Source organism: Paenibacillus terricola, assembly GCF_014779765.1.
Classification (GTDB): Bacteria; Bacillota; Bacilli; order Paenibacillales; family Paenibacillaceae; genus Paenibacillus_T; species Paenibacillus_T terricola.
The window spans coordinates 1,567,034-1,589,051 of sequence record NZ_JACXZA010000001.1 but is presented as its reverse complement, the minus strand read 5'-3'; the positions used below and the strand labels follow the sequence as shown (position 1 = coordinate 1,589,051).

General features: G+C 49.3%; 22 protein-coding genes and 1 other annotated feature. All 22 genes read right to left on the bottom strand.

Translation table 11 applies throughout. From position 1 onward, the window contains the following. Positions 1-16: 16 nt before the first annotated feature. On the bottom strand, positions 17-346 hold the full coding sequence (locus H8B09_RS07135; protein WP_191202704.1) for a hypothetical protein: 330 nt from the start codon (positions 344-346) through the stop codon (positions 17-19). Between the two features lie 312 nt (positions 347-658). Further along, positions 659-1,276: a hypothetical protein gene (locus H8B09_RS07130; protein ID WP_191202703.1), complete on the bottom strand. Its 618-nt coding sequence runs from the start codon at positions 1,274-1,276 to the stop codon at positions 659-661. A 522-nt stretch (positions 1,277-1,798) separates the two neighbouring features. Then, positions 1,799-2,086, bottom strand: a complete 288-nt coding sequence (locus H8B09_RS07125; protein ID WP_191202702.1) for a HesB/YadR/YfhF family protein — start codon at positions 2,084-2,086, stop codon at positions 1,799-1,801. Between the two features lie 155 nt (positions 2,087-2,241). Then, positions 2,242-3,021: a squalene/phytoene synthase family protein gene (locus tag H8B09_RS07120; RefSeq protein WP_191202701.1), complete on the bottom strand. Its 780-nt coding sequence runs from the start codon at positions 3,019-3,021 to the stop codon at positions 2,242-2,244. 296 nt (positions 3,022-3,317) lie between these two features. Continuing rightward, entirely contained in the window at positions 3,318-4,175 is an 858-nt protein-coding gene (locus H8B09_RS07115; RefSeq protein ID WP_191202700.1) for a L,D-transpeptidase family protein, read from the bottom strand. Between the two features lie 268 nt (positions 4,176-4,443). Next, positions 4,444-4,677: a DUF3892 domain-containing protein gene (locus tag H8B09_RS07110; RefSeq protein ID WP_191202850.1), complete on the bottom strand. Its 234-nt coding sequence runs from the start codon at positions 4,675-4,677 to the stop codon at positions 4,444-4,446. Positions 4,678-4,794: 117 nt separating this feature from the next. Next, entirely contained in the window at positions 4,795-6,294 is a 1,500-nt protein-coding gene (locus H8B09_RS07105; protein ID WP_191202699.1) for an IMP dehydrogenase, read from the bottom strand. Between the two features lie 220 nt (positions 6,295-6,514). Beyond that, complete coding sequence (locus H8B09_RS07100; RefSeq protein ID WP_191202698.1) at positions 6,515-7,075, bottom strand: SLOG family protein; 561 nt, start codon at positions 7,073-7,075, stop codon at positions 6,515-6,517. A 146-nt stretch (positions 7,076-7,221) separates the two neighbouring features. Then, entirely contained in the window at positions 7,222-7,368 is a 147-nt protein-coding gene (locus H8B09_RS07095) for a hypothetical protein (protein ID WP_191202697.1), read from the bottom strand. A gap of 60 nt (positions 7,369-7,428) precedes the next feature. Continuing rightward, positions 7,429-8,655 (bottom strand): MFS transporter, encoded by a 1,227-nt coding sequence (locus tag H8B09_RS07090; protein WP_191202696.1) that lies wholly within the window; start codon positions 8,653-8,655, stop codon positions 7,429-7,431. A gap of 48 nt (positions 8,656-8,703) precedes the next feature. Continuing rightward, positions 8,704-9,255, bottom strand: a complete 552-nt coding sequence (locus H8B09_RS07085; RefSeq protein WP_224753293.1) for a hypothetical protein — start codon at positions 9,253-9,255, stop codon at positions 8,704-8,706. 15 nt (positions 9,256-9,270) lie between these two features. After that, a complete protein-coding gene (locus H8B09_RS07080; RefSeq protein ID WP_191202694.1) occupies positions 9,271-10,467 on the bottom strand; it encodes an aminotransferase class I/II-fold pyridoxal phosphate-dependent enzyme in 1,197 nt (398 codons plus the stop codon). A gap of 124 nt (positions 10,468-10,591) precedes the next feature. Continuing rightward, positions 10,592-10,826: a binding site (T-box leader), on the bottom strand. A gap of 154 nt (positions 10,827-10,980) precedes the next feature. Continuing rightward, positions 10,981-12,726, bottom strand: a complete 1,746-nt coding sequence (locus H8B09_RS07075; RefSeq protein ID WP_191202693.1) for a stalk domain-containing protein — start codon at positions 12,724-12,726, stop codon at positions 10,981-10,983. A 107-nt stretch (positions 12,727-12,833) separates the two neighbouring features. Then, positions 12,834-14,000, bottom strand: a complete 1,167-nt coding sequence (locus tag H8B09_RS07070) for a cation:proton antiporter (RefSeq protein WP_191202692.1) — start codon at positions 13,998-14,000, stop codon at positions 12,834-12,836. A gap of 195 nt (positions 14,001-14,195) precedes the next feature. Next, on the bottom strand, positions 14,196-15,269 hold the full coding sequence (murG, locus tag H8B09_RS07065; protein ID WP_191202691.1) for an undecaprenyldiphospho-muramoylpentapeptide beta-N-acetylglucosaminyltransferase: 1,074 nt from the start codon (positions 15,267-15,269) through the stop codon (positions 14,196-14,198). A 26-nt stretch (positions 15,270-15,295) separates the two neighbouring features. Continuing rightward, a complete protein-coding gene (locus tag H8B09_RS07060) occupies positions 15,296-15,598 on the bottom strand; it encodes a DUF6509 family protein (protein WP_191202690.1) in 303 nt (100 codons plus the stop codon). Further along, the gene (locus H8B09_RS07055) at positions 15,592-17,538 is read right to left on the bottom strand and encodes an ATP-dependent DNA helicase (protein ID WP_191202689.1); all 1,947 of its coding nucleotides are present in this window, start codon (positions 17,536-17,538) and stop codon (positions 15,592-15,594) included. Before H8B09_RS07055 ends, H8B09_RS07060 begins: the two co-directional genes overlap by 7 nt. A gap of 162 nt (positions 17,539-17,700) precedes the next feature. After that, on the bottom strand, positions 17,701-18,189 hold the full coding sequence (locus H8B09_RS07050; protein WP_191202688.1) for a LysM peptidoglycan-binding domain-containing protein: 489 nt from the start codon (positions 18,187-18,189) through the stop codon (positions 17,701-17,703). Between the two features lie 115 nt (positions 18,190-18,304). Continuing rightward, positions 18,305-18,892, bottom strand: a complete 588-nt coding sequence (locus tag H8B09_RS07045) for a GNAT family N-acetyltransferase (RefSeq protein WP_224753292.1) — start codon at positions 18,890-18,892, stop codon at positions 18,305-18,307. A gap of 38 nt (positions 18,893-18,930) precedes the next feature. Continuing rightward, positions 18,931-19,881: a DUF3895 domain-containing protein gene (locus H8B09_RS07040; RefSeq protein WP_191202687.1), complete on the bottom strand. Its 951-nt coding sequence runs from the start codon at positions 19,879-19,881 to the stop codon at positions 18,931-18,933. Positions 19,882-20,017: 136 nt separating this feature from the next. Beyond that, positions 20,018-21,535 (bottom strand): DHA2 family efflux MFS transporter permease subunit, encoded by a 1,518-nt coding sequence (locus H8B09_RS07035; RefSeq protein WP_191202686.1) that lies wholly within the window; start codon positions 21,533-21,535, stop codon positions 20,018-20,020. Positions 21,536-21,537: 2 nt separating this feature from the next. Beyond that, positions 21,538-21,981 (bottom strand): MarR family winged helix-turn-helix transcriptional regulator, encoded by a 444-nt coding sequence (locus H8B09_RS07030; RefSeq protein ID WP_191202685.1) that lies wholly within the window; start codon positions 21,979-21,981, stop codon positions 21,538-21,540. Positions 21,982-22,018 lie beyond the last annotated feature (37 nt).

The following is a 22,018-nucleotide window of genomic DNA, read 5'->3' as shown; positions in this document are numbered from 1 at the left end:
TAGCAACAATCGCTCACTATTCTGCCTTTAATCTTTTCAACGTGATAACAGAAACCAAATATAGAATGAGAACTACTGCGAACAGATTATATAAGCTTGGGATCGAGGCAGCTGACAAGTAAATTCCATACGGGAGCGACCATATGAATACGATCCCCATTAAATAGCGAACCTTAAAGATCGATGCAGCAACACCGCAGCAAGCGGGCAATATCAACATCATGAATACGACCATACCCGTGTCTGTACTAATCTTAAAGCTTGAGTACGGATTCCAGAACAATAGGATACTACTCAATACAATGCACAAGAAAGAGCCGATCAAGCCTGTTAGTGAAAACTTCAATGCCACATGCCTCCTTCATTAATACACTGGAACATCGATTACAACTTATTCTTAATCCATCTCATGATTTCCTTCTTTACTTGATAAGGGTGGTTATACCGCTATTAACCTAATACAAAGCGGACATTTGGCATGTTGAACGGACCGCAGCAATCTGCGTCTTTTTGATCGATAGACTATCGAATATATTACTCGTACAACACCGCTTTGATTTTCTCATCCTCGATGTTCGTATTGTCGTACCAGTAGAATTCGCGATAAAAAAAGACAGCGCGTATGCGCTGCCTCACAATCGAATACCGTTATGGATCGTTACTTCTTCTTATATCCTCCGCGGCTGTCGGCCGCGATGAGACGGTTCATGTTCTGCTCAAACTCTACATCTGTTGCAGGCTTGTCGATCAGCGCGTCCGGGAAGCGAATGCCTCCGCCTACCCAGTTATTCGTAGCTGCGTTAAGTTGGAATCCTTTGGAGACGAGGAATTTGCGACGAATATCGGTAATGATGCGCTCCTGTGGAGTCGGTGTCGATTCTGGAGCCGGCGATGGAGCCGATTGCTGTTTGGCTGACTCGACTTCAGCTTTGTCCAGTTCTTCCTGCTTGCTCGGATCCATTTTCTCGAAGGAAGCCTTTTTCTTATTCCCTTCCAGCCAATCGAGCTGATAACGCATATGTGCCGGAATGACGTAATAGGTTTTTCCCTTGACCTGCTGCTTGGTGAGTAAATCGTAAAGCTCCGGACGCTTCTTGAAGCCTTCTTCGATTTTCTTCATCAGCACTTTCTCGATGGCGATCGGTACAACCTCGTTGCCCGGCATATAGATGTCGCACATCACTTTCAGAAACAAAAACTCGCCAACCTCGGTATCGTAATAAACGCTAAAGCTAACCTGCACGGATTTATCGTCAATGGTCATGAGCTTGTACATTGGAATCCCCCTCAATCTTATCGTTACTACTTTATCATACCTGCACACGCAAGTCACATCTGGGTACAGTATTTAAGAACCTATCACACCATCTCCATAAGAAAATAATCGCCGGAAGTTCGTTCTTCCGGCGATTAATCTATTTATCGTAAAAAGGGAATAACAGCTTCTGATTGCATTCCTCGTACATATTTGGCCGTCCACGAACAAAGCGTCCTCCAGCGTGACGTCGCGGTCGCTGACCAGCACCGAACGTACGCTATGCTCCTGGTCGTTAAGCGACGCGGCGTTCTTCACACAGTTGATGATGATAACCCGATCCGACGGGTAATGTACGGAAAGCTCGCGCGTCACAGTAATGGTTCTGCCAACATTCTTATTTCTTCGACAAATGCAATCCTCTTTCTTCCATTCCAGATAGCTAATGCCAGATCATAATTTTTACCACGTCTTTTTCCCCCAAACAAAAAAGCCGCAAAATCTGCGACTTTCTTCTATCTTCTATTCGATTAACCCACTACACTATGCAACCTTGAAGCCGACGCCATCACCTTGCGAATCGAATTGCAAATATAAGTCCTTATTCTCTAGATACCAGAGCTGGTCTTGCAGCATATAAAATTCGATGCCTTCGCTCACTACTTGAATGCGCGGCGCACTCGACTTCTCCTTCATAATGCCGAGGCTCATCCCAGGCACTACGCTGCCGCAGCCTCCGAGACGTACAAAAATATGAAGCTGATCGCCAGGCTGCAGCTCCATCTCATCAATGTACCAGCGCGCAACCGTGCTATCCACAATAATTCTCATCGCCAGCAGCTCCTGTCCTTGAGGATTCGTTCTTGATCTAATAGTATCGTGAGTCCGCTTTGTTCTCAAATGCGAATTATCACAAATTGTCCATTCCGTGCCATGTTCATTGCTTACACAGAAAAAGCCGCGGTCAGCGCGGCTTCATCTCTGCTCTAGCTCAATGAACCAACAATTTTGAGCACAGCCGCACGCGTCAACTTATTGCCGCCAACGGATAGTAGCTTCGTCGTTGCATGTGCAAGCGCCAGAGGAATTTTGCAGAAGCTCATCGCCGGACCGTCCTTCAGCTCTGCAATGTAATCATCTGCAAGCTTCAGGTTGCGTTTCGTATATTGGAGCATGTCCTTCAGGTTCCAGCCGTCCGGGAAGAAATCAACGCCACGCTTCAGATCTTCGTCCCGATTGCGCATGATGTTAACTGCCTGCAGCCCTCTGCCGAAAGCGACTGCTTTGTTCATATCCGATGCCGTACCATCGTACCACTGCCACAGCTCCGACAGCATCTCGCCAACCATGCCCGCAACGCTGTATGTATACCGATCCAGGTCCTCTTCCGTCCGGATGTCCCATCCCGTGTGAACCCAATCGGCCATTTGTTCTGACATCTTCGCTGTATAGCGCTGTACGATCGGAAGTGCTGTTGGTGGGCACAGAACGAGCCAATCATTCAACTGCAGCGTGACAGCTGGCAGATCGGATTGATGTGGTTCTAACACTTTGCTGATCGCCTCCAGCGGCTGCTCCGTACGAAGAGCATCGCGAATCTCGCTAAGCAGACTGCTCTTCAAGCTGTCCGGCAGCTGTTCATGATCTTCGATCTCGTCTATCGCACGCATGCACAAATAACCAGATGTTACGGCTTCCTTCAAGCCTGGAACCAGTCGGCTGATCGGAATGTAGAACGTCCGGCTCGTTTGTTCCAGCATTGTCATAGCATCATTCAACACAACGTTAGTGATGACAAACCCCTCCAACTATTACTTCGCGTTCTTCGTGTTTTACCCGTCTTTTCTTTATGATACCATACGTTGGTCCGTTGACCAAATGAGGAAGTTGTGACGAATGTCACAGATTCGTAATTAATATATTACAGTTCCATCCTGATACATCCTATCCTTTCAAAAAAGCGGCAGCAAAGGAACATTCGATCATTCCTCGCTGCCACTAACTGTATCATTGCATCCTATTAAAACGTATAATCACGTGTTATTCTGACTCTGATGATCCATTATTTACTTGTGCCGCCTGTAACCCGTATTTCCTTCTTATCCGCATCGTATACAACCTTAAATCCCGTCAGTTCCGAAATGTTCCGCAGCGGCAGCATCGTCGTATTCGCAATCACTCGTGAAGCTGTTATGGTAACAGTATCACCGTTTAACTTGACGGTGTTCGTAAGCGGCGTGTGCACTAACGTACGATCTCCGACAACAGCTGTGACGGTCTTCTTCTCATTGTTCCACGTTACTTTTGCTCCAAGCAGCCCGAACAGCTCCCGCATCGGAACGAATACCTGCGAGCCGACTATCGCAAGCGGATGCTCGAGTTTAATCACTTTTCCATTCACAATAAGCTTGCCATCATAATCATGCAGTACCGAGTAGCCATGATTTACGGCGATTTCGGTCATAGACAGCTTCGAGTTCGTAATTACAGCTTTCGTGCCCAGCTTGATCTGCGGGAACAACCAATGAATGTCATCGTTGTACATCCGAATACAGCCTGAGCTCACGTATTTGCCAATCGACTTGCTGTTGTTATTGCCATGGATCGCGTACGTTGTGCCCGCCGTTCCATTGACATCGAGACCCATCCAACGGTCACCGAGTGGATTGCTCGGATCTCCGCCAGGAATATGGTCTTTGTAGTAAGGACGGTTCTTGATTTTGTTCACAATCTCGAACGTACCTTCCGGAGTCAGTTTATTCGTCCGCCCCGTTGCAACGGGGAACGTTCGTATGAGCTCCCCGCCTTCGAAGAAGGCAAGTTTATTCGTCTTCTTATTGATGATAATAAGCTGATCACTGCTTTCTTTTGCCGCGGCATTGCTGACACTTACGATTGGTAACAACGTCCATAGCAGCATGCCTACAATCGTAACGATTCCAGTCTTCCATAGATGCGATTTCAGAACAAGACAACCTCCCATTCGTATATTGATGATGACTCAATATATGAATGGGACAGTTCGGGTAAGCACTTATTAATTGCGTTTTTTGTTGAAACTTAAGGTGCTTAGGTATCGTTTAAATATTCGCTTCTCTCTTTCATCAGAACCATCTCAACGAAGAAAACCGTTGCAGAAGTCATTGATTCATGACCTCCGCAACGGTCCTCTCGTATTCATTTAAACCCTAGAACGTAGGCAAGTTGTCTAGATTGTTATCGGTACGTCCATCCGCATCGGAACGAAGATGCTCATCACCGTCACGACCGCGAAATACATTGAGATGTTCGATTTCGTTATTCTTCACCATCGTTTGTGCGGTCTTGTAATCAACGACGCGGCCAGACGACAGCTTGAGATCTACGATATCGCCATCCCCATTCTTACGAACGGCTACGACTTGCTCGATATTCTGATTCATTGTCATTGTTAATCCCTCCCTACCCATAGATTGAGCATTTGGAGCAAAACTATACAAAAAAATCTCGGTTCCCTTTCGGGAACCGAGATTCATTCATCGCAATCGCAACCTGCGTGCTTATTCGCCGGACATCGTGCTGTCCTTCAGCATAACGTCATGCGCGCCGCCTTCAACAAGGCTTGTCGCCGATACCAGCGTGATACGTGCTGTCTCCTGCAGCTGTTCGATCGAGAGCGATCCGCAGTTGCACATCGTCGATTTGATTTTGCTAATCGTCTTATCGAGGTTTTCTTTGAGCGTACCTGCGTATGGAACGTACGAGTCAACGCCTTCCTCGAAGACGAGCGATTGCTTGCCGCCCGTGTCATAACGCTGCCAGTTGCGTGCACGGTTCGAGCCTTCGCCCCAGAACTCTTTCACGAAGTTGTTGCCAACCTTCAGCTTCTTCGTTGGGCTCTCGTCGAAACGAGCGAAGTAGCGGCCCATCATGACGAAGTCAGCGCCCATCGCAAGCGCGAGCGTAATGTGGTAGTCGTGAACGATACCGCCGTCGGAGCAAATTGGCACGTAGATGCCAGTCTCTTCGTAATATTGCTGACGTGCTTCCGCAACCTCGATAACAGACGATGCTTGGCCGCGGCCAATACCTTTCTGTTCGCGCGTAATGCAGATCGAACCGCCGCCAATGCCGACTTTAACGAAGTCCGCACCCGCTTCGACGAGGTAGAGGAAGCCTTCACGGTCTACGACGTTACCCGCACCGATCTTCACGTTGAAGTTTTCTTTGACCCATTTGACCGTGTCATACTGCCATTCCGAATAGCCGTCCGACGAGTCGATAACAAGGATATCGACGCCAGCGTCAACAAGGGCTGGTACGCGTTCCATGAAGTCCTTTGTATTAATACCTGCACCAACGATGTAACGCTTGTTCGCATCGAGAAGGCCAAGTGGATTTTCTTTGTCAGCATCATAGTCTTTACGGAAGACCAGGTGCTGCAGGTGCTGCTTCTCGTCCACGATCGGAAGACAGTTAAGCTTCTTGTCCCAGATGAGGTTGTTCGCTTCAGGCAGCGACATACCGGATTCGCCATAAATAAGCGACGAGAATGGCGTCATGAATTCACGAATTGGCTTGTCCAGCGAATCGCGGCTCATCCGATAGTCACGGCTTGTTACTATGCCAAGCAGTTTGCCGCTCGACGTTCCGTCTTCTGTAATGGCAACCGTCGAGTGTCCGTTCTCTTCTTTCAGGCGAAGCACATCGCGAAGCGTTTGTTCCGGTTTCAAGTTCGAGCGGCTCACAACGAAGCCTGCTTTATATTCTTTCACTTTACGTACCATTGCGGCTTGATCTTCAATCGATTGCGAACCGAAAATAAAAGAAATACCGCCGCATCTTGCGAGCGCAGTCGCCATGTTGTGATCGGAGACAGACTGCATAACCGCAGATGTGAACGGTATATTCATCATAATGTCAGGCTGCTCGCCCTTCTTGAATTTAGAAATAGGTGTTTTCAACGACACGTTGTCCGGTGTACAAGTCTTGCTCGTCAGATTTGGAATGAGCAGAAACTCGCTGAACGTACGGGATGGTTCCATATAATAGTGTGCCAATGCTCTCAACTCCTTTTTAGTTTTATAAATCAGATAATTAGAAAACCTCTATCGAAGCCATTCAGTAATGAGCGACCGCGAATAGAGGTAGGTTTAAGTGCGAATAACAATTTGAACTTATCTGTGCAACGGAAAACATTTTTAATAAGATAACAGAAATGAAGCGACACTGTCAATCATAAATGCTCGTCATTCCCGAACCTTAACACAACGTTACCAATTAATAGTACTCGACGTCCCTCTGCTCTTCGTCTGCCATCGCCTGAACGTCCTCAGCCGTAATCGTAATAATCGGGTATCCATCTTCTGCATGCCGTTTCAATGCCTTCTGTTTCATATATTTCGGGCTCGCTTCTCCCGCATCCTCATCATAGAACAACAGCATACCGTCTGTACGGCGCAGCAGCAGGTCGTCACGCGCAGTTAATTGCCATACCCCTTGATAAGGCTGCTTGCTGACAAAATCGTAATAATCGACTTGTTGCAGAATGCCGCGATAATAATCCTGCTTGCCCTCATTCCACTTCTCTTCCGGATTCGTATAAGCGGCAAGAATGGACAGCTTCAACTGCGGATAGGTTTTCTTCAAGCTTATCGCAACCTCGCAAGCCCATAGATCGACGCCGTATTGGCCCGGCGTTACGATCCATTCCAGACCTTCCTCAATAAGCGGCATTAACCGCGACTCGATTGCTTTGCGTATGTAGGGAATGCCCTTATGTTTCTGATCGTAAATCCCGAGCTCGTGTGCACGATAGCCGGTAACGAGTAAACTTTTCATCCGTTTGATTATCTCCTTGTTGCGACATGACACGATTGTAACGCCGCATGAACAACGCTGTCCACGCCTAAATCCTTTTGTCGCTTGAAAAATGAAAAGGCTGCACGGCGGATTGCCTGTGCAGCCTTGCTACTCTTGATGCATCATTAACCAGTTGAAGGAGTGTTCGGAACATGACCTTTCTGGTTTCTGTTGCTGTTCGTTGATGCTGCTTGATTGTCTTCCGCTTGCTGACTCACTGCCTCGAAAGCTTGCTGTTGACCACGAAACGTCTTATTTTTGCTTCGACCCATCGTTCGATCCCTCCTTCGCCTTCGGATGAAATCGTCTCAAGCGAGATTTAGGATGTCCAATTACTCGACCTCTATGCCCTTCGTCTCTTTGCCAAGCAGCAATACAGCTGCGGCCCCGATCAGGATGGTCACGAAGAAAATCGAGAAAATCGCGGAAATCGGCGTGTTGCGAGCAACTAATGCCCCAACGAGATAAGGTCCAATTACGCCGCCTACACGCCCGAACGATGCGGCAAGACCAACACCTGTCGAACGAATCGGCGTCGGGTACAGCTCAGGCGTATAGGCGTACATTGCGCCCCACGCGCCAAGGTTGAAGAACGATAAGCCGATCCCCGCAGCGATGAGCACACCCGTTGTAGTCGCGCTGCCGAACACGATCGCACATACCGCTGTAAGGATCAGGTACGTAATAAGCACGAATTTTCGGCCCGTACGTTCGATGAGATAAGCAGCTGTGAAGTAACCTGGCAGCTGCGCAAGTGTCATGATCAACACATATTCAAAGCTGCGAACGAGACTGAATCCTTTCATGACCATGACGGTTGGCAGCCACAAGAACATGCCGTAATAAGACAAGACGACGGTAAACCAGAGCACCCACAGCATAATGGTAGAGCGACGATGGGAGTTGCGCCAGATTGAAGCAATACGAGAACCGTAAGACAGCGACTGATCTCCCTTGGTTGTGAAGCGTACAGGATCGTGTATGGCCCGCCTTAGATATAACGCATAAATCACAGGAACGAGACCAATGGCGAAGCCGATACGCCAGCCGTAATGCGGAATGATGAAGTAAGCGATAAGCGCAGACAATATCCATCCGCCTGCCCAGAAGCTTTCCAGCAGCACGACCGCTTTGCCACGCGATTCTGGCGGTACCGACTCAGAGACGAGTGTCGAAGCAACGGGAAGTTCACCGCCAAGACCAAATCCAGCCGCAAACCGCAGCACCATCAATACGGCGAAGCTGCCAGCCAACGCAGATAGACCGCTCGCAACGGAGAAAATAACGAGTGTCCAGAGCAGGATCGCCCTTCTTCCGTAACGGTCCGCCAATATGCCGGCAGCGGCTGCACCCGCTGCCATTCCGATTGAATTCGTAGCCGTAAGCAACCCGATCTGATGAGGACCAAGTCCCCATTCAACACTTAACGCAGCGACGATAAAGGACAGCATGCCAACATCCATGGCATCAAACAACCAGCTTAGCCCTGCGCTTAGCAGCAGCTTGCGTTGATGACGTTCTCGGCCTGTACCTGATTGGAATAGGATCGAATTGTTCATATCGTTAGATTTCCCCGCTGCTGATATTATAATGAGCTGCAATTCGCATCATTGTTCACTCACGTCCACCTGTTCGCCGACTACGTTCCAACGGTGTGCGTACTTCACTAGCCGCGGATGCATCTGACTGGCCGATGGCCCCGACGTAAGCAGCAACCTGATGCGAGTAATCCAAGGCTCGAACGAATCATAGCTAGCGAACATGCTAGCCGTTTCCGGCGACAAGAGCAGAAACAGCGGTTTGCCATAGGTTTCAGTCAAATGACGAAGGGCGCTATCGATCGGCGTATACTTCTTACGTTTCCCTTCCAGACCTTCGATAACGACCCCCGATTCATCAATCGAACGCCGCCAGTCATGCAGCATATCCAGCCTTTTATAATAAGGCCGAACAGCATCCTCCGACATCCGTTTGGCTGTTGATTCATGCAGCGGATAAAGAACGAGCTTCTTGAATGACATGTTGTGCATCAGATCAACCGCTTGATCCAACTCCTTATCCGTTGCATGCTCAAACGTATCGTAATAGACTAATATCCCTTTACGTGAATCCACCGGCGGCTCATAGCCGTACGGCACTTGAATGTTATCCTGTGCCAATCGCATTCCTCCTAGCTACAAGGATTGAAGAAACCTCTGAATACGAACCAATGCCTCTTCGATCTTCGTAAGTGATGTTGCATACGAACAACGGATAAACCCTTCTCCGCCTCCCCCGAACACATTGCCCGGCACTGTAACGACCTTCTGCTCCAGCAGCAAACGTTCAGCGAACTGCTCGGATGTCAGCCCCGTTCCTGCAATCGATGGGAATGCGTAGAACGAACCGTACGGCACATGGCACGGAAGCCCGATTCGGCGGAAACCTTCAACAATCGCCTGCCGGCGAACGTTATAACTCTCCACCATCCGATCCTTCTCGGAAAGTCCGATTCGAAGCGACTCCAACGCTGCGATCTGGCCAAGAATCGGCGCGCACATGATGGTGTATTGGTGGATTTTGAGCATTGCTGCGATCAGCGGTTGTGGTCCGCATGCATAGCCGACACGCCAGCCCGTCATTGCAAACGCCTTGGAGAAACCATTGATGATCAGCGTCCGTTCTTTCATACCTGGCACAGCAGCAAGGCTAACATGCTTCGATCCGTACGTCAGCTCCGCATAGATTTCATCCGAGAGAACAACGAGATCATGCTCTTCCGCCACTTGTGCAATGGGCAGCCAATCTTCATAGGTCATAATGCTTCCTGTCGGGTTGTTCGGATACGATACGATAAGCACTTTCGACTTCGGCGTAATCGCGCTGCGCAGCGCATCTGCTGTCAACTTGAAGTTATTGGATGCGTCTGTTTGTACTTCCACAGGGATGCCGCGCCCAATCGCTGCAATCGGCGAATACGAGATGTAGCTCGGAACTGGAACAAGAATCTCATCGCCAGGTTCAATCAAGGCACGAAGCGCAAGATCGATAGCCTCACTGCTCCCGACAGTTACAAGCAGTTCTTCAGATGAGTCATACGTGACATTCCAAGAGGTGTGGACATAATCGGCAATTGCGCTTCGAAGCTCAGGCATGCCTGCATTCGACGTATACGAAGTTTTTCCCTGCTCCAGAGCGATCATGCATGCATCACGAACCGGCTGCGGCGTTACGAAGTCTGGTTCACCGACGCCCAGTGAAATGATTCCTTCTTGACCTGCTGCAAGGTCGAAAAACTTGCGAATGCCCGACGGCTTCATCTCCCGTACGAGCGCCGCCAGCCGGCCCTCGATCGAGTTGGATTTGGTTGCTGTTAACGATTGACTTAGCATTGGCGGATCTCCTCACATTAGGATCTTTGAACACGACATAGGGATCTTTGCGCTCGCGCAAAGTCTCTCTGCTATTCAAAGTCGCTCCTCTTCAATTTTGAACAACAAAAAAGACCCGTCCCCAATAAGGGACGAGTCTGAATACCCGTGTTACCACCCTAGTTCCGCTGCCACATGGGCAACGACACTCCATCACGCATCTATCAATGCGCTTCCGTCTAACGCTGGAATAGCGGCATGGCTTTTCAGCCCGCTTCTCGGAGATAGCTTTCGGTTAACGCCTGATCGTTGGTTTTCAGCACCCCAACTCTCTGTTGGATCAGTCGTATTAACGTACTCATTCTCGTCATTGAATTTATCGTTCGAGAAATATGAAATTACTCGTAATTATACACCCGTCATTCCAAATTGCAACGACAAAGTTTAAAGTTTTGTCCCAAATCGTTGGACAAATCTAAATTTAATGGCATGAAATACCGAGCCATATGACTGCGCCCATCTAGACGAATGCCATTACTTCTGCGGATTAGTGACAACTTCAACCGTCCGTGACGAAGCATTCCAACTGACCGATATGCCAAGCAATTCTCCAATGTCTTTGACTGGCACATACAGAGATCCATTCAATGTCACCGGGGCAAAAGACAGATCTTGCTGCTTACCCGCGATAACCGCATAAGACTTACCTTCAGTTATCGTAAACGCCCGTCCCTCATACGTGACAGTCGATGACTTGGTCTTGCTATCGTACACGACCTTAGCACCTAACGTCTCCGTCAAGAATCGGAGCGGCACGAACATCCGATTCGCTGCCGACATCATGTTCGGATTGAATTCTCGGACTTCCCCGTTCACCGACAGCTTCGCTGATGCCTTGGCGTATCCGTCCGCTACAGCATCCGAATCCGTGATCGGTTGTGTCAGCTCTGATGACAGATTGAATGCGTACAGCTTATTATCTGCTTGAACTATCAGCTTGTTGCCAATTGTCTGGAATGGTCCGTAATTGCGTGCATCCGTTTCATAACGGAACACAGACTTGCTCGTCTTCACGTTATAGGCTAAGACAGAACCATCAGTTTGCCCAATATACATGCCTGAATCAATCAAGTCTAGGCGGCTAATCGGATTGTCTACGCCATAATAAGAAACATACGAGTTTTCCAGCTGCTTGACCGCGAACAAACCTTGGAAGGTCGAATCTTGGAAATAGAGTTTACCGTTATAGGGTCCTGCGATCCAGCTGCCATTGGCTGAAATATAAGCCGGTTTGGAAGTCTTCGGATCAGCATGCACACCATATCGATAGATGCCATTCCCGCCCGCACCGATAAATAAATTATCGCCGTCAATAAGCAGCTGATTGGAACGCGGAACATAAGCTCCCGTACTTAACTGCGGTGAAGGGTACGTCTTGGATTCAACGACCTCGCCGGTTTCAAGGGATACGATATCCAGCTTGGCGATTGAAGCTTCGGTATCATCGATGTTCGGCCATTGGTCTTCGTAATACAGTCGATCACCATCTGCTCCCAACAGTTTGGAGTGGCTTCCGCCAAGCCTCCACAGCGTCTTACCCGTCTTCGGATCAATCGCATAGGTCGTGCCGACCATAATTGCGCCTGACTCCGTGGTATACATAAGCAGCTTGCCATTCACTAATTTCGGTACTGACGTATAGTAAAAATCATCATTCCGCCACTTCAGCTTCCCGTCTGACAATTGAACAGCAGCCACCGTGTTGGAACTCAGTACATACAACACGCCTTCTGTTTCTGAGACAGAGATTTCATTAATCGACTGGGATACAGTTCCCTTCGCATCCCTGAGCTGAAACAGCTTTGCGCCTTTCCCCGTCTTCGCATCAACCCGATATACGACGCCGCCTTCTTCGAATGCATATACATAATTGCCATATGCTGCAATCGAGTTGATTTGCAGCTTCTTGCCGAACGACCATAACTTCTTCCCGCTCGATACGCTAGTCGCATACAGGACACCTGACTTCACATAGAACACATTTCCGTTCGCAGCTTCAACATCCGGCCAATTGAATGCGTCCGAGGAAGGCAATTCAAGTTCGGCTGACCAGATAGGAGTCGCAAGCGGTATGTTCTTCTTACTGCTAATTGTCGCGTACGAATAGCTGGCGTTAACACCTGCACTGCCCTGTGCGGATACCGATCCGCTTAACAACCCTGAGATCGCCAATCCGATCGCTAGACACCCTGCTGTCGACGAAGTCCATTTGATTTGCATGAATCACAGCCTCCATTTCCATTTCTATTTCCATTCTCAGCCTATAAGTCTATTCACTGCCATTATAGACTGACGGAAGCGGAAGAAAGTTGCATCGAGTATGGAAATTAGCTGCTGGTTGAATCGTTCTGCTGATAGCTGCGATTGGCGTTCAACACCTTCAGCAGCGGAGGCGTAACAAGCGTCGTTATGATGACCAATACGATTACCGATGTAAAATAATTCTGCGGCAGAAGCCCCGACTCCAGCCCTGACGCCGCGATGATAAGAGCAACCTCGCCGCGCGATACCATTCCCGCCCCGATCATAAGCGCTGACCGGCCTCCGAACCCGGTCAGCCTTGCACCTAAGGCACCGCCAGCGAGCTTGGCGGCGATCGCAACAACCGTCAGCACGAGCAACAAGCCTAGTTGGCTGCCAAGTCCGTCGAAGGTGACATTCAAGCCGATACTTACAAAGAACACGGGAACAAACAGACTGTAGGCAATTGGACTGACCTTCTCTTCAACCTGGTGCTTGAACTTCGTCTGTGACAGGCTAATGCCCGCAGCGAACGCCCCGATAATGCCTGCGACCTCCATCCGCTCCGCAAAATATGCGAACGAGCATACGATGACAAGTGCACCGCTTATGACAGATTCAGTTACTTGATACTTCGACAATCTTTTCATTAAGGGCGGTACAATGAACCAACCAAGCAAGATGATAAGAACAAAGAATAAGATGTTTTTAATCGCAAGAGCCCCTAAAGAGCCTCCTTCTCCCGTACCGAGGACGCTCATCATCACTGCCAGGAGCAGAACGACAACTACATCGTCCACGACCGCTGCACCGAGAATGGTCGTACCTTCTCGGGATTGCAATGCATTCATTTCCTTCAAGGTTTGTACGGAAATACTGACAGAGGTCGCGCACAGCAGTACTCCTACGAACAGCGATTGCGGACCAGTAAGACCGAAAGCCAGCGCTATGCCATATCCTCCAACGAAAGGAGCGACGATCCCGCCAATCGCAACAGCAACCGCCGAACGCCAATTTCGTTTCAGTTGATCAAGGTCCGTCTCAAGTCCTGCGATAAACATCAGCAGCAGAACTCCGATTTCAGAAAACTCATGAATGAATGGCTCCGGCTCAATCCAGTGAAGAACGGCAGGCCCAAGAATAATTCCTGCAATGAGCTTGCCAAGAACGGACGGTTGACCTATCCTTACCGACAAATCGCCTGCAATCTTCGTTGCGGCAATCATAATCGCTAGAGACAATAACATTTGCATAGTTAATCCCCTTTCCTTGTGTGGAATTGCCTGAAAAACGCAAAAAAGAGCCTGTTAAATACAGGCTCTTCTGAAGACAGAGAAAACCCGTAAGTGACAGGCTCCTCCAGTTCTTGCATATGCGTTTTAACAATTATACTTTCTTATACTGCATTTCTGCAACTAAAATCGGTTCTTTCAAGATAAAGTGACGTTCTATGGCTTTGCGATATCCCCAATCCACTTATGCACGGCATTCAACGCATCCTGCTGCGAATGGCGACGCATCGTGTACCGGTATGTATGCCGTTCATCGTACAGTTTCGATACATTCGCCACGAGAGAAGCGGCATTGAGCGCCTCCTCTTCGAGCACCTCTGCATAACCCGCATCCTTGAACGAAGCCGCATTCAAGAGCTGATCCCCTCGGCTTTGCTTCTTCGAGAGCGGGATCAGCAGCATCGGCAGTTGAAGCGATAGAAACTCATAGATCGAGTTCGATCCAGCGCGTGTAACCACAATATCGGTCATAGCAAGCATATCAGGCAGCTGCTCCTGCACATACTCATATTGCCGATAGGATGGGTTATCGATGTTGCTTTCCAATCCGCCTTTACCGCACAGATGGACAACATAGAACCTTCGCGTCAGCTCAGGCAGCGCTGAACGAACGGCAGCATTAATCGCACGCGCGCCAAGACTGCCGCCCATGATAAGAAGCACAGGCTTCGACGCATCTAATTTGCAGAATGCACGGCCGAGTTGTGCAGCCCCCTGCCGAATCTCTTCCCGAATGACTGCTCCCACATGTCTTACTTCAGTTCCGCCAGCTTTAATATACTGGGATGTTTCAGGAAACGTCGTACAAATCCCTGTTGCGAACGGCATTGCGATACGATTGGCTAAACCCGGCGTCAGATCCGATTCATGGATCAGAATCGGCGTCTTGTTGAGCCTCGCGCCTAACACAACAGGCACAGAGACGAAGCCGCCTTTGGAGAAGACGACATTCGGCTTTAGCTTGCGAATGAGCCGATAGGCCTGCATCACGCCTCGGACAACCTTGAACGGATCCTTCACATTGCGCCAATCCATATAGCGGCGAAGCTTGCCCGTTGCGATCGGATGATACGCAACACCATCCAGCGATTCAATTAACCGCCGTTCAATGCCGTCAACAGAACCGATATAATCGACCTTCCAGCCATCTGCAATAAACTTCGGAATAAGCGCGAGATTGACCGTTACATGTCCGGCGGAGCCCCCGCCTGTGAACAGGATCGATTTCATACCCGTCTCCTCCCCGGGCAGACGTCTTATTCGACGTCAACACCCGCTTCAAGCTCTTCTTGGCAGAATTGCGCAAACACCGCAAGCTCTTCGTCTTCCAGATCAATCTCCAAATACCGATCTGTCGATCGTTCGCGCAGCTCGTATTTCACGATCCGCGATCCGCTGTCCGCTACGCTAAAGATAACGCGTGCATAAACACCATTCTCGGTATACAGCTCATCATCGTCCGGCACATCGAGATCGAGAATAAATTCGTATCGTTTACCGTCTAGAATGCCGAACGGGTCTTTCACGAGTTCTACGCTGTATTCTGTAATGTTTAGCATGGTGCCACCCTCTCTGTATTCGACGGTAAGAACCGCATAATCTGTTCAAGCACAAACTCATCTTCCAGCTGTTCGCCGAAGATCGAGACGGTGCCGCTGTCACTGCTCGTACGAATAAGCCGACCGATTCCCTGCCGCATCCGCAGCAGCATATATGGCATATCTACTTCGCGGAACGCATCCTTGGCATCCTTCCGCTTCGCATCGAATACAGGATCATGCGGCGGGAACGGTAGCGACCAGATAATTACGTGCGATAGCGACGGACCTGGAATATCCAGCCCTTCCCACAGCGTAACTGCGCATAGAATGCTGCGCTCATCCCGCTGGAACTCGGAGATGAGGTGGCTGATTTCAGCAGAACCTTCATATAGGAATCGATAGCTGCTCGACTCCGGATAACGCGCGAGCTCAGCCTGGAACTGGTGAAGCTCCTCGAAGGATGGGAACAACAGCAGCGATCCGCCTTTTGCTTCTGCTATGCCGCGCAGGACGATACCCATTTTGGCAGCAGTAGGAGTTGATGTTTCGGGATAAAGCACAGCCTTCATCTGTTCCTCGTAATTGTACGGCGAGGCCACGGAGAAGGACAAATAATCGCTGATGCCAAGGCTGGACGCTACGTAATCGAAAGAGCCGTCAACCGACAACGTTGCAGACGAGAACACAACCGGCATCCTCTTGCCGAATACCATCTCCGCGAGAATTTCCTTCACCTTGCGCGGCATAATGACGAGTGTGGTGCCGTCAGCACCGTTGTCCGTCACCCACGAGATGAGTCCTTCTGGACGCTTGAATAGCGACAACGCATACCCGATCATCTCCAGATGCTCCTCAACAATCTTCAGCTGGTAGTCATCGATTGTGAACAGACCGCTCTCGAACACCAGCTCCTCTTCGATTGTGCCGAGCAAGCTGCTAAAACGATTTATCTCCTTCATCAACGGCTCGCTCAGTATAACTTCACGCCGATTCGAAGCTGGCACTTGTACGCTGTGCTTCGCCAGCAGCTCGAATAAGGTCTCGCTCGACGAAATTGCGTCCTCGACCGCATATGCGAGCGATTCGCGAACTTCACCTTCCAGAAGACGCGTAATGATGCTCTCGAACAACGCATGTTTCAGCTTATAGGTGAGTGCGCTCTGCGCCGCCGTCTCCAGCAGATGGCCTTCGTCGAATACGACCGAGCTATGTTCCGGCAGCAGCGGAAGCTGACCTTCCCGCTTCCGTGCTTCATACGTCCATACATGCTCCATATAGAAATCATGCGAGCATATAATAATATCTGCTGCTTTGCGGTAATGCTCGCGTGACAGCGTCTGACCGCAGCGGTGTCGCTGACTGCATACGAGACAGTCCTGGAACACATCCCAGCCGATACGTCCCCACTCTTCATCCGACAGCTGCGGGTAATCTTTGCGATTCCCGTATGGATGGAACGCCTGCATCGTATCCGGCCGATGAACGAACGTTGGCAGGCCGCTGTGGATCGTATCATAGACCTCAGACGCCATCTCATCCGCACGCACTTCATCCAGTTTGTTCAAACAAATATATTGATCCGGCGATTTGCCGAGGCGCGCATCGATTGTTAGTTCTAGATGGCGTGCCAGCTTCGCAATATCGCCTTCTGGCTTCACTAGCTGTTCAATTAGAGACTCGTCAGCGCATGCGATAATTGCAGGCTTGCGCGTATAGCGTGCATAGCAAATTGCATAGAGCAGATAGACCAATGTTTTGCCTGTTCCAACACCGGCTTCTGCAAAAATCGTTTTCTTCTCGTTGTACGCTCGCTCCAGCTGAAACGCCATATAGATCTGCTCGTCGCGCACCTCGAAGCCGGCCTCCGGCAGCACCTCATAGAAGACGTCGGCGATCCAATCGCTCGCCTGCTGCATAAACGGAGTGCCCGGGTCAAATTCAAACGGATATTTAGCCAATTACGTCTGTGCCTCCACATTCATCAATAAACTCCATCGTTCCATTATACCGCAAAACAGGCTCATTTCACCCTCTAATTATGTATGCCGTTTCATCATCGTTTAAACGCAGTAAAGGCTGCGGATGTCCGCAGCCTTGCTTACTATGCTAAGTAATCTGATTTAATAAGGATATGGCGCGTATGGATTTCTTGTTTGTCCCCATTGCATTTGCTGCATTGGTTGGGTTGGTTGCATTGGCTGCAGTTGTTGCGCAGCGTCTGCTGCAGTTTGAGTAGTCTGCTGCTCACTGCGTTCCATGTATGTTTTATGACAGTACATATGCGAGATTCGAGGAATGACGACCGTTTCACCTTGTCTCAGCTGGCTTGGGCTGCTAACTTGCGGGTTGGCTTCTTCCAAGAGTGGATAAGGAATGTTGTAGGCGTGAGCAACTTGTTGAAGCGTTTGTCCTTGTGTTGCTTGATGCTGCGCGAAGATGCCATCGTTACGATCTTCTCCATCCTCTTCACCTTCTCGAAAGAATGGAAAGAAGAACGGCGAGAAGAAGAAGAATGGATACAATACTCGTCCAGGGAAAAACGGATGCGGAAACGGACGAAATGGACGGCGTCCAAATCCACCACCAACCGGCCCAAAGCCACGATTCATCGCTAGTACCTCCCGATTCAATAGTCATACGTCTACACTGTATGACTCTCGCACCGGCTTTGAGCCTATCGAAATAATAAAATTATTGTCACGATAGCTGTTATATACGTTGCGTTCAAATAGTTCGGCTTTCAGCGAACTTCCCCTGTAAACGTTCAAACAAGAAAAAACCTGAATCTGAATGTCCCTGATACGAATAGCCTGCCGAGCGATAAAATTTGTCCAACAACGGGTTCGAATCGATACAATCCAAACGGATCCGATCCTTGCCATCAAATCGAATGCTCGAATGGACCCATTGAAGGATAGCATCGCCAAGATTCAATCCACCGTATGCACGATTAATGGCTAATCGGTGCAAATAGACTGCTTGGTCGTGGCCTTCTTCGCCCCACAACGCTATATCCCATGCGCTTGGGCTGCGAAGCAGCGTGACGATTCCTGCGAGAGCCTCCCCATCCTTGAACAAGTAGACGTCGCCTCTACGCGCACACTCTTGCGTATTGTGGTGATCTTCACCCCGAAGCAGTCCATTCCACTGCGTAGAGCCTTTGCTCTTGAGCCATAGTGCCGTCTGTAACAGCAATTCCATGATAGCTGGAGCATCGTCAGCAGTAGACTGTATCGCTACAATTTGATTGACTACATGCTTATTTATAATATGGGCGGTATTGTCGGTATGGGTATTATGATGTATATCCATTGCCGTCTCTGCCTCCTCTGGTTCGCTTGGATTCGTCTTTATAGTGGTTTTATGAGCGAGTACGAACGATCCTCCGGCGAAATGCTCTCGATCTTGACGGCATCGATTGATTCGATATAGACGCAAACGCTTGGAAACAACTTTGGCTTGCCTGTAAGAAAGCGGCGGTTATTCGCTTGATGTTCTTCTATTAGCATTTCACATATAACACGTGCACTTCGGGCACCGTTACGAAGATAATTGCGGACTCGGCTTTGCAGCGCATAGTCAAGCTCAATTAGCGGAGGCTCTTCTTGCTCCACCTCGGCTTCCGATTCATCTTGCCATGCAAATAAGTCATACGATTGCGGGCTTTCCACAACCTTTGTTTTCTCAGGTTTAAATATTATCTCTGGCTGGGCTTTCGCTTCGTTCAGTCTCCAAGCCGCTGTCAACTCGGCGGCACGGATGGCACGCAGCTTCCGCACCTGCTTGTCCAGAAGCGGAAGGTTTAGTCGCAGATGATCCATTACATCTTCAGGCATCTGACCAACCTTAAGTAAATCAGGATCAACTGCCCAATCGGTCTGAAGCTTCACCAACAGCTCATCGAGTTCATAGTCAATGGCGTCGAAACCTTTAATAATCGCCGATACGACAACCGCATCAATTGCCAAATGTTCTTTCAGATGGTCGATGCCAAAAAATTTACGTTCCCCCGTCGTCTTGTGCTGTACTTGGTGCTGATAGCGGAGCGGTCTACCGCACTCGCATCTCAGAACGGGCGAAACCTGTCCTGCATCAATGTACCCTTTATAAATCCATTCGTCGAGCAGCCGTTCAATCTGCTCCACGTCGGTTCCTTCAGGAATCGCGTATCCTTTCTGTCTCGCCATCTCATTAGCAAATACTGTCCTTCTGCCCCGAGACAACACTTCGGTCAAATATTGCTGCTGCTCTTCCGTTAGTCTGCTCAATAGTTCATCCCGTACACCGATCTCTAACCGCATGCCGATTCACCTCATCCCATGGCGACATTTCTTTTAATACCAACTGTCCCGAGTATACCGCATCTAACCGGTATCTTGAAACAAAATAAAACCCACCCCTATCCCAAACAAGGATAGAGATGGGTGATGCGAACGATTAGCCGCGGCGCGCAGCCGGTTGGGCTGTTGCTTTAGCTTTGTCGTCATTCTTCGCAGTTTCAACGTTCTTCTCTTCATGCGGCTTAACTTTCTTGAGGAAGAAGGCAAGTACCAGCGCTACTACCGCGAACCAAGTTGCAACGACGAACGAGTGATTGATACCGTCGATCATGCCTTGGACTTGAAGCGGCTGCATGGCTGCTTCATCTTGCGGGTTCGTACCTGTGCTGATGATCAGTTCTTTTACAACTTCTTTCGTTTTGTTCGTCATGATCGTAACGAGCAGCGCGGCACCAAGTGCGCCTGCAACGTTACGCAGCGTTTGCTGCATAGCCGAACCGTGAGCATTGAGACGCTGCGGCAGCTGGTTCATACCTGCTGTCTGGATCGGCATCATGAGCAGCGACATACCGAACATACGGAACGAGTAGATCGTGATCAGAGCCGTGTAAGTCGTATCTGCTTCAAGATTACTGAGCATGTACGTTGTACCTACCGTAATCGCAAGACCTACAACCGCAAGCCAACGTGCACCGATTTTATCGAAAATAATACCCGTAATTGGCGACATGATACCCATCAGAATTGCGCCTGGAAGCAAGAGCAAACCGGATTCGACTGGCGTAAAGCCGCGAATCGTCTGCAAGTACAACGGCAGCAGAATCATACCGGAGTACATGGCCATCGTAACGATAACGTTGATAACCGTTGTGAGTGAGTACATGCTGAATTTGAATACCCTCAGCTCAAGAATCGGTTTCTCAACGACGAGCTCGCGCCATACGAACAGGATAAGTGCGACAACGCCGATAATAAGCGTCGTGTACACAGTTGCGTTGTTCCAACCTTCCGTACCTGCATCGGAGAAACCGTATAGGATGCCGCCGAAGCCGAGTGTCGACAATACAACGGCCGTGTAGTCCAGCTTCGATTTAGCATTGCGCGTAACGTTCTTCATTGCGTATGCGCCATAGATCAGAGCGAACACCGTAATTGGCAGCAGAATGTAGAACAGGACGCGCCACGAATAGTGCTCAACGATCCAGCCGGACAGCGTAGGACCAACTGCCGGTGCGAAGATCATTGCCAGACCCATCATACCCATTGCTTTACCGCGTTCTTCCACTGGGAAGATCGTCAAGAATACGATTGACATCAGCGGCATCAGAATACCTGCGCCTGCTGCTTGAATCAGACGGCCTGTGAGCAATACAGGGAAACTGTAAGCCAAGCCCGCAACAATCGTACCGATTGTAAACAAGCTGACAGCGACGATAAACAATCTTCTAGTCGTAAAACGTTCGATCAAATAAGCACTGATCGGAATAAGTACACCGTTGACAAGCATGTAGCCCGTAATGAGCCACTGTGCTGTGTTCTCCGATACATCCAGGTCCTTCATGATGCTTGGCAGCGCGATGTTAAGCAGCGTCTGCGCCAAGATTGCAACGAACGCCGCAATGATTAGCGAAGCAACGATTGGACCCCTTTTTAAATTTGATATTGCATTAGTCATGGTTAGGCTTCCTCTCCACCCTGTTGTATTAATTCTATAATATCCCGTTGAATGCGGAACATCGTATCGTAATCCTCCGCAGGCAGCTTCAGCAGCGGCTTCAGCCGATCTAATCGCATTACAAGAGCCTTATTAATTAATTCTTCACCTTGAGGCGTCAAGGTCAAAGAAATCGCCCGGCGATCCGTATCAGGCCGCTCGCGCTTAACGAGCTCGGCTTTGACCAGACGATCAATTATTCCGCTTGCCGTACTGTTGTTGGAATAAATATGTTCGGCTAACTCTGATAAGCCAATGCATGGCTTGTCGTGCAGTGCTTTAAGAACCATGTATTGGGGAGATGTGATGCCTATTTGCTGCAAAGTTACGTTCAATACTTGATACAGCTCTTTGTTCATTTCTCGAAAGGTAAGCAATAGTCGCTGCAGCCGCTCCTGATTCTCCAAATTAGGAACCCCCCTTCTAGTTTGATTAATAAAACAA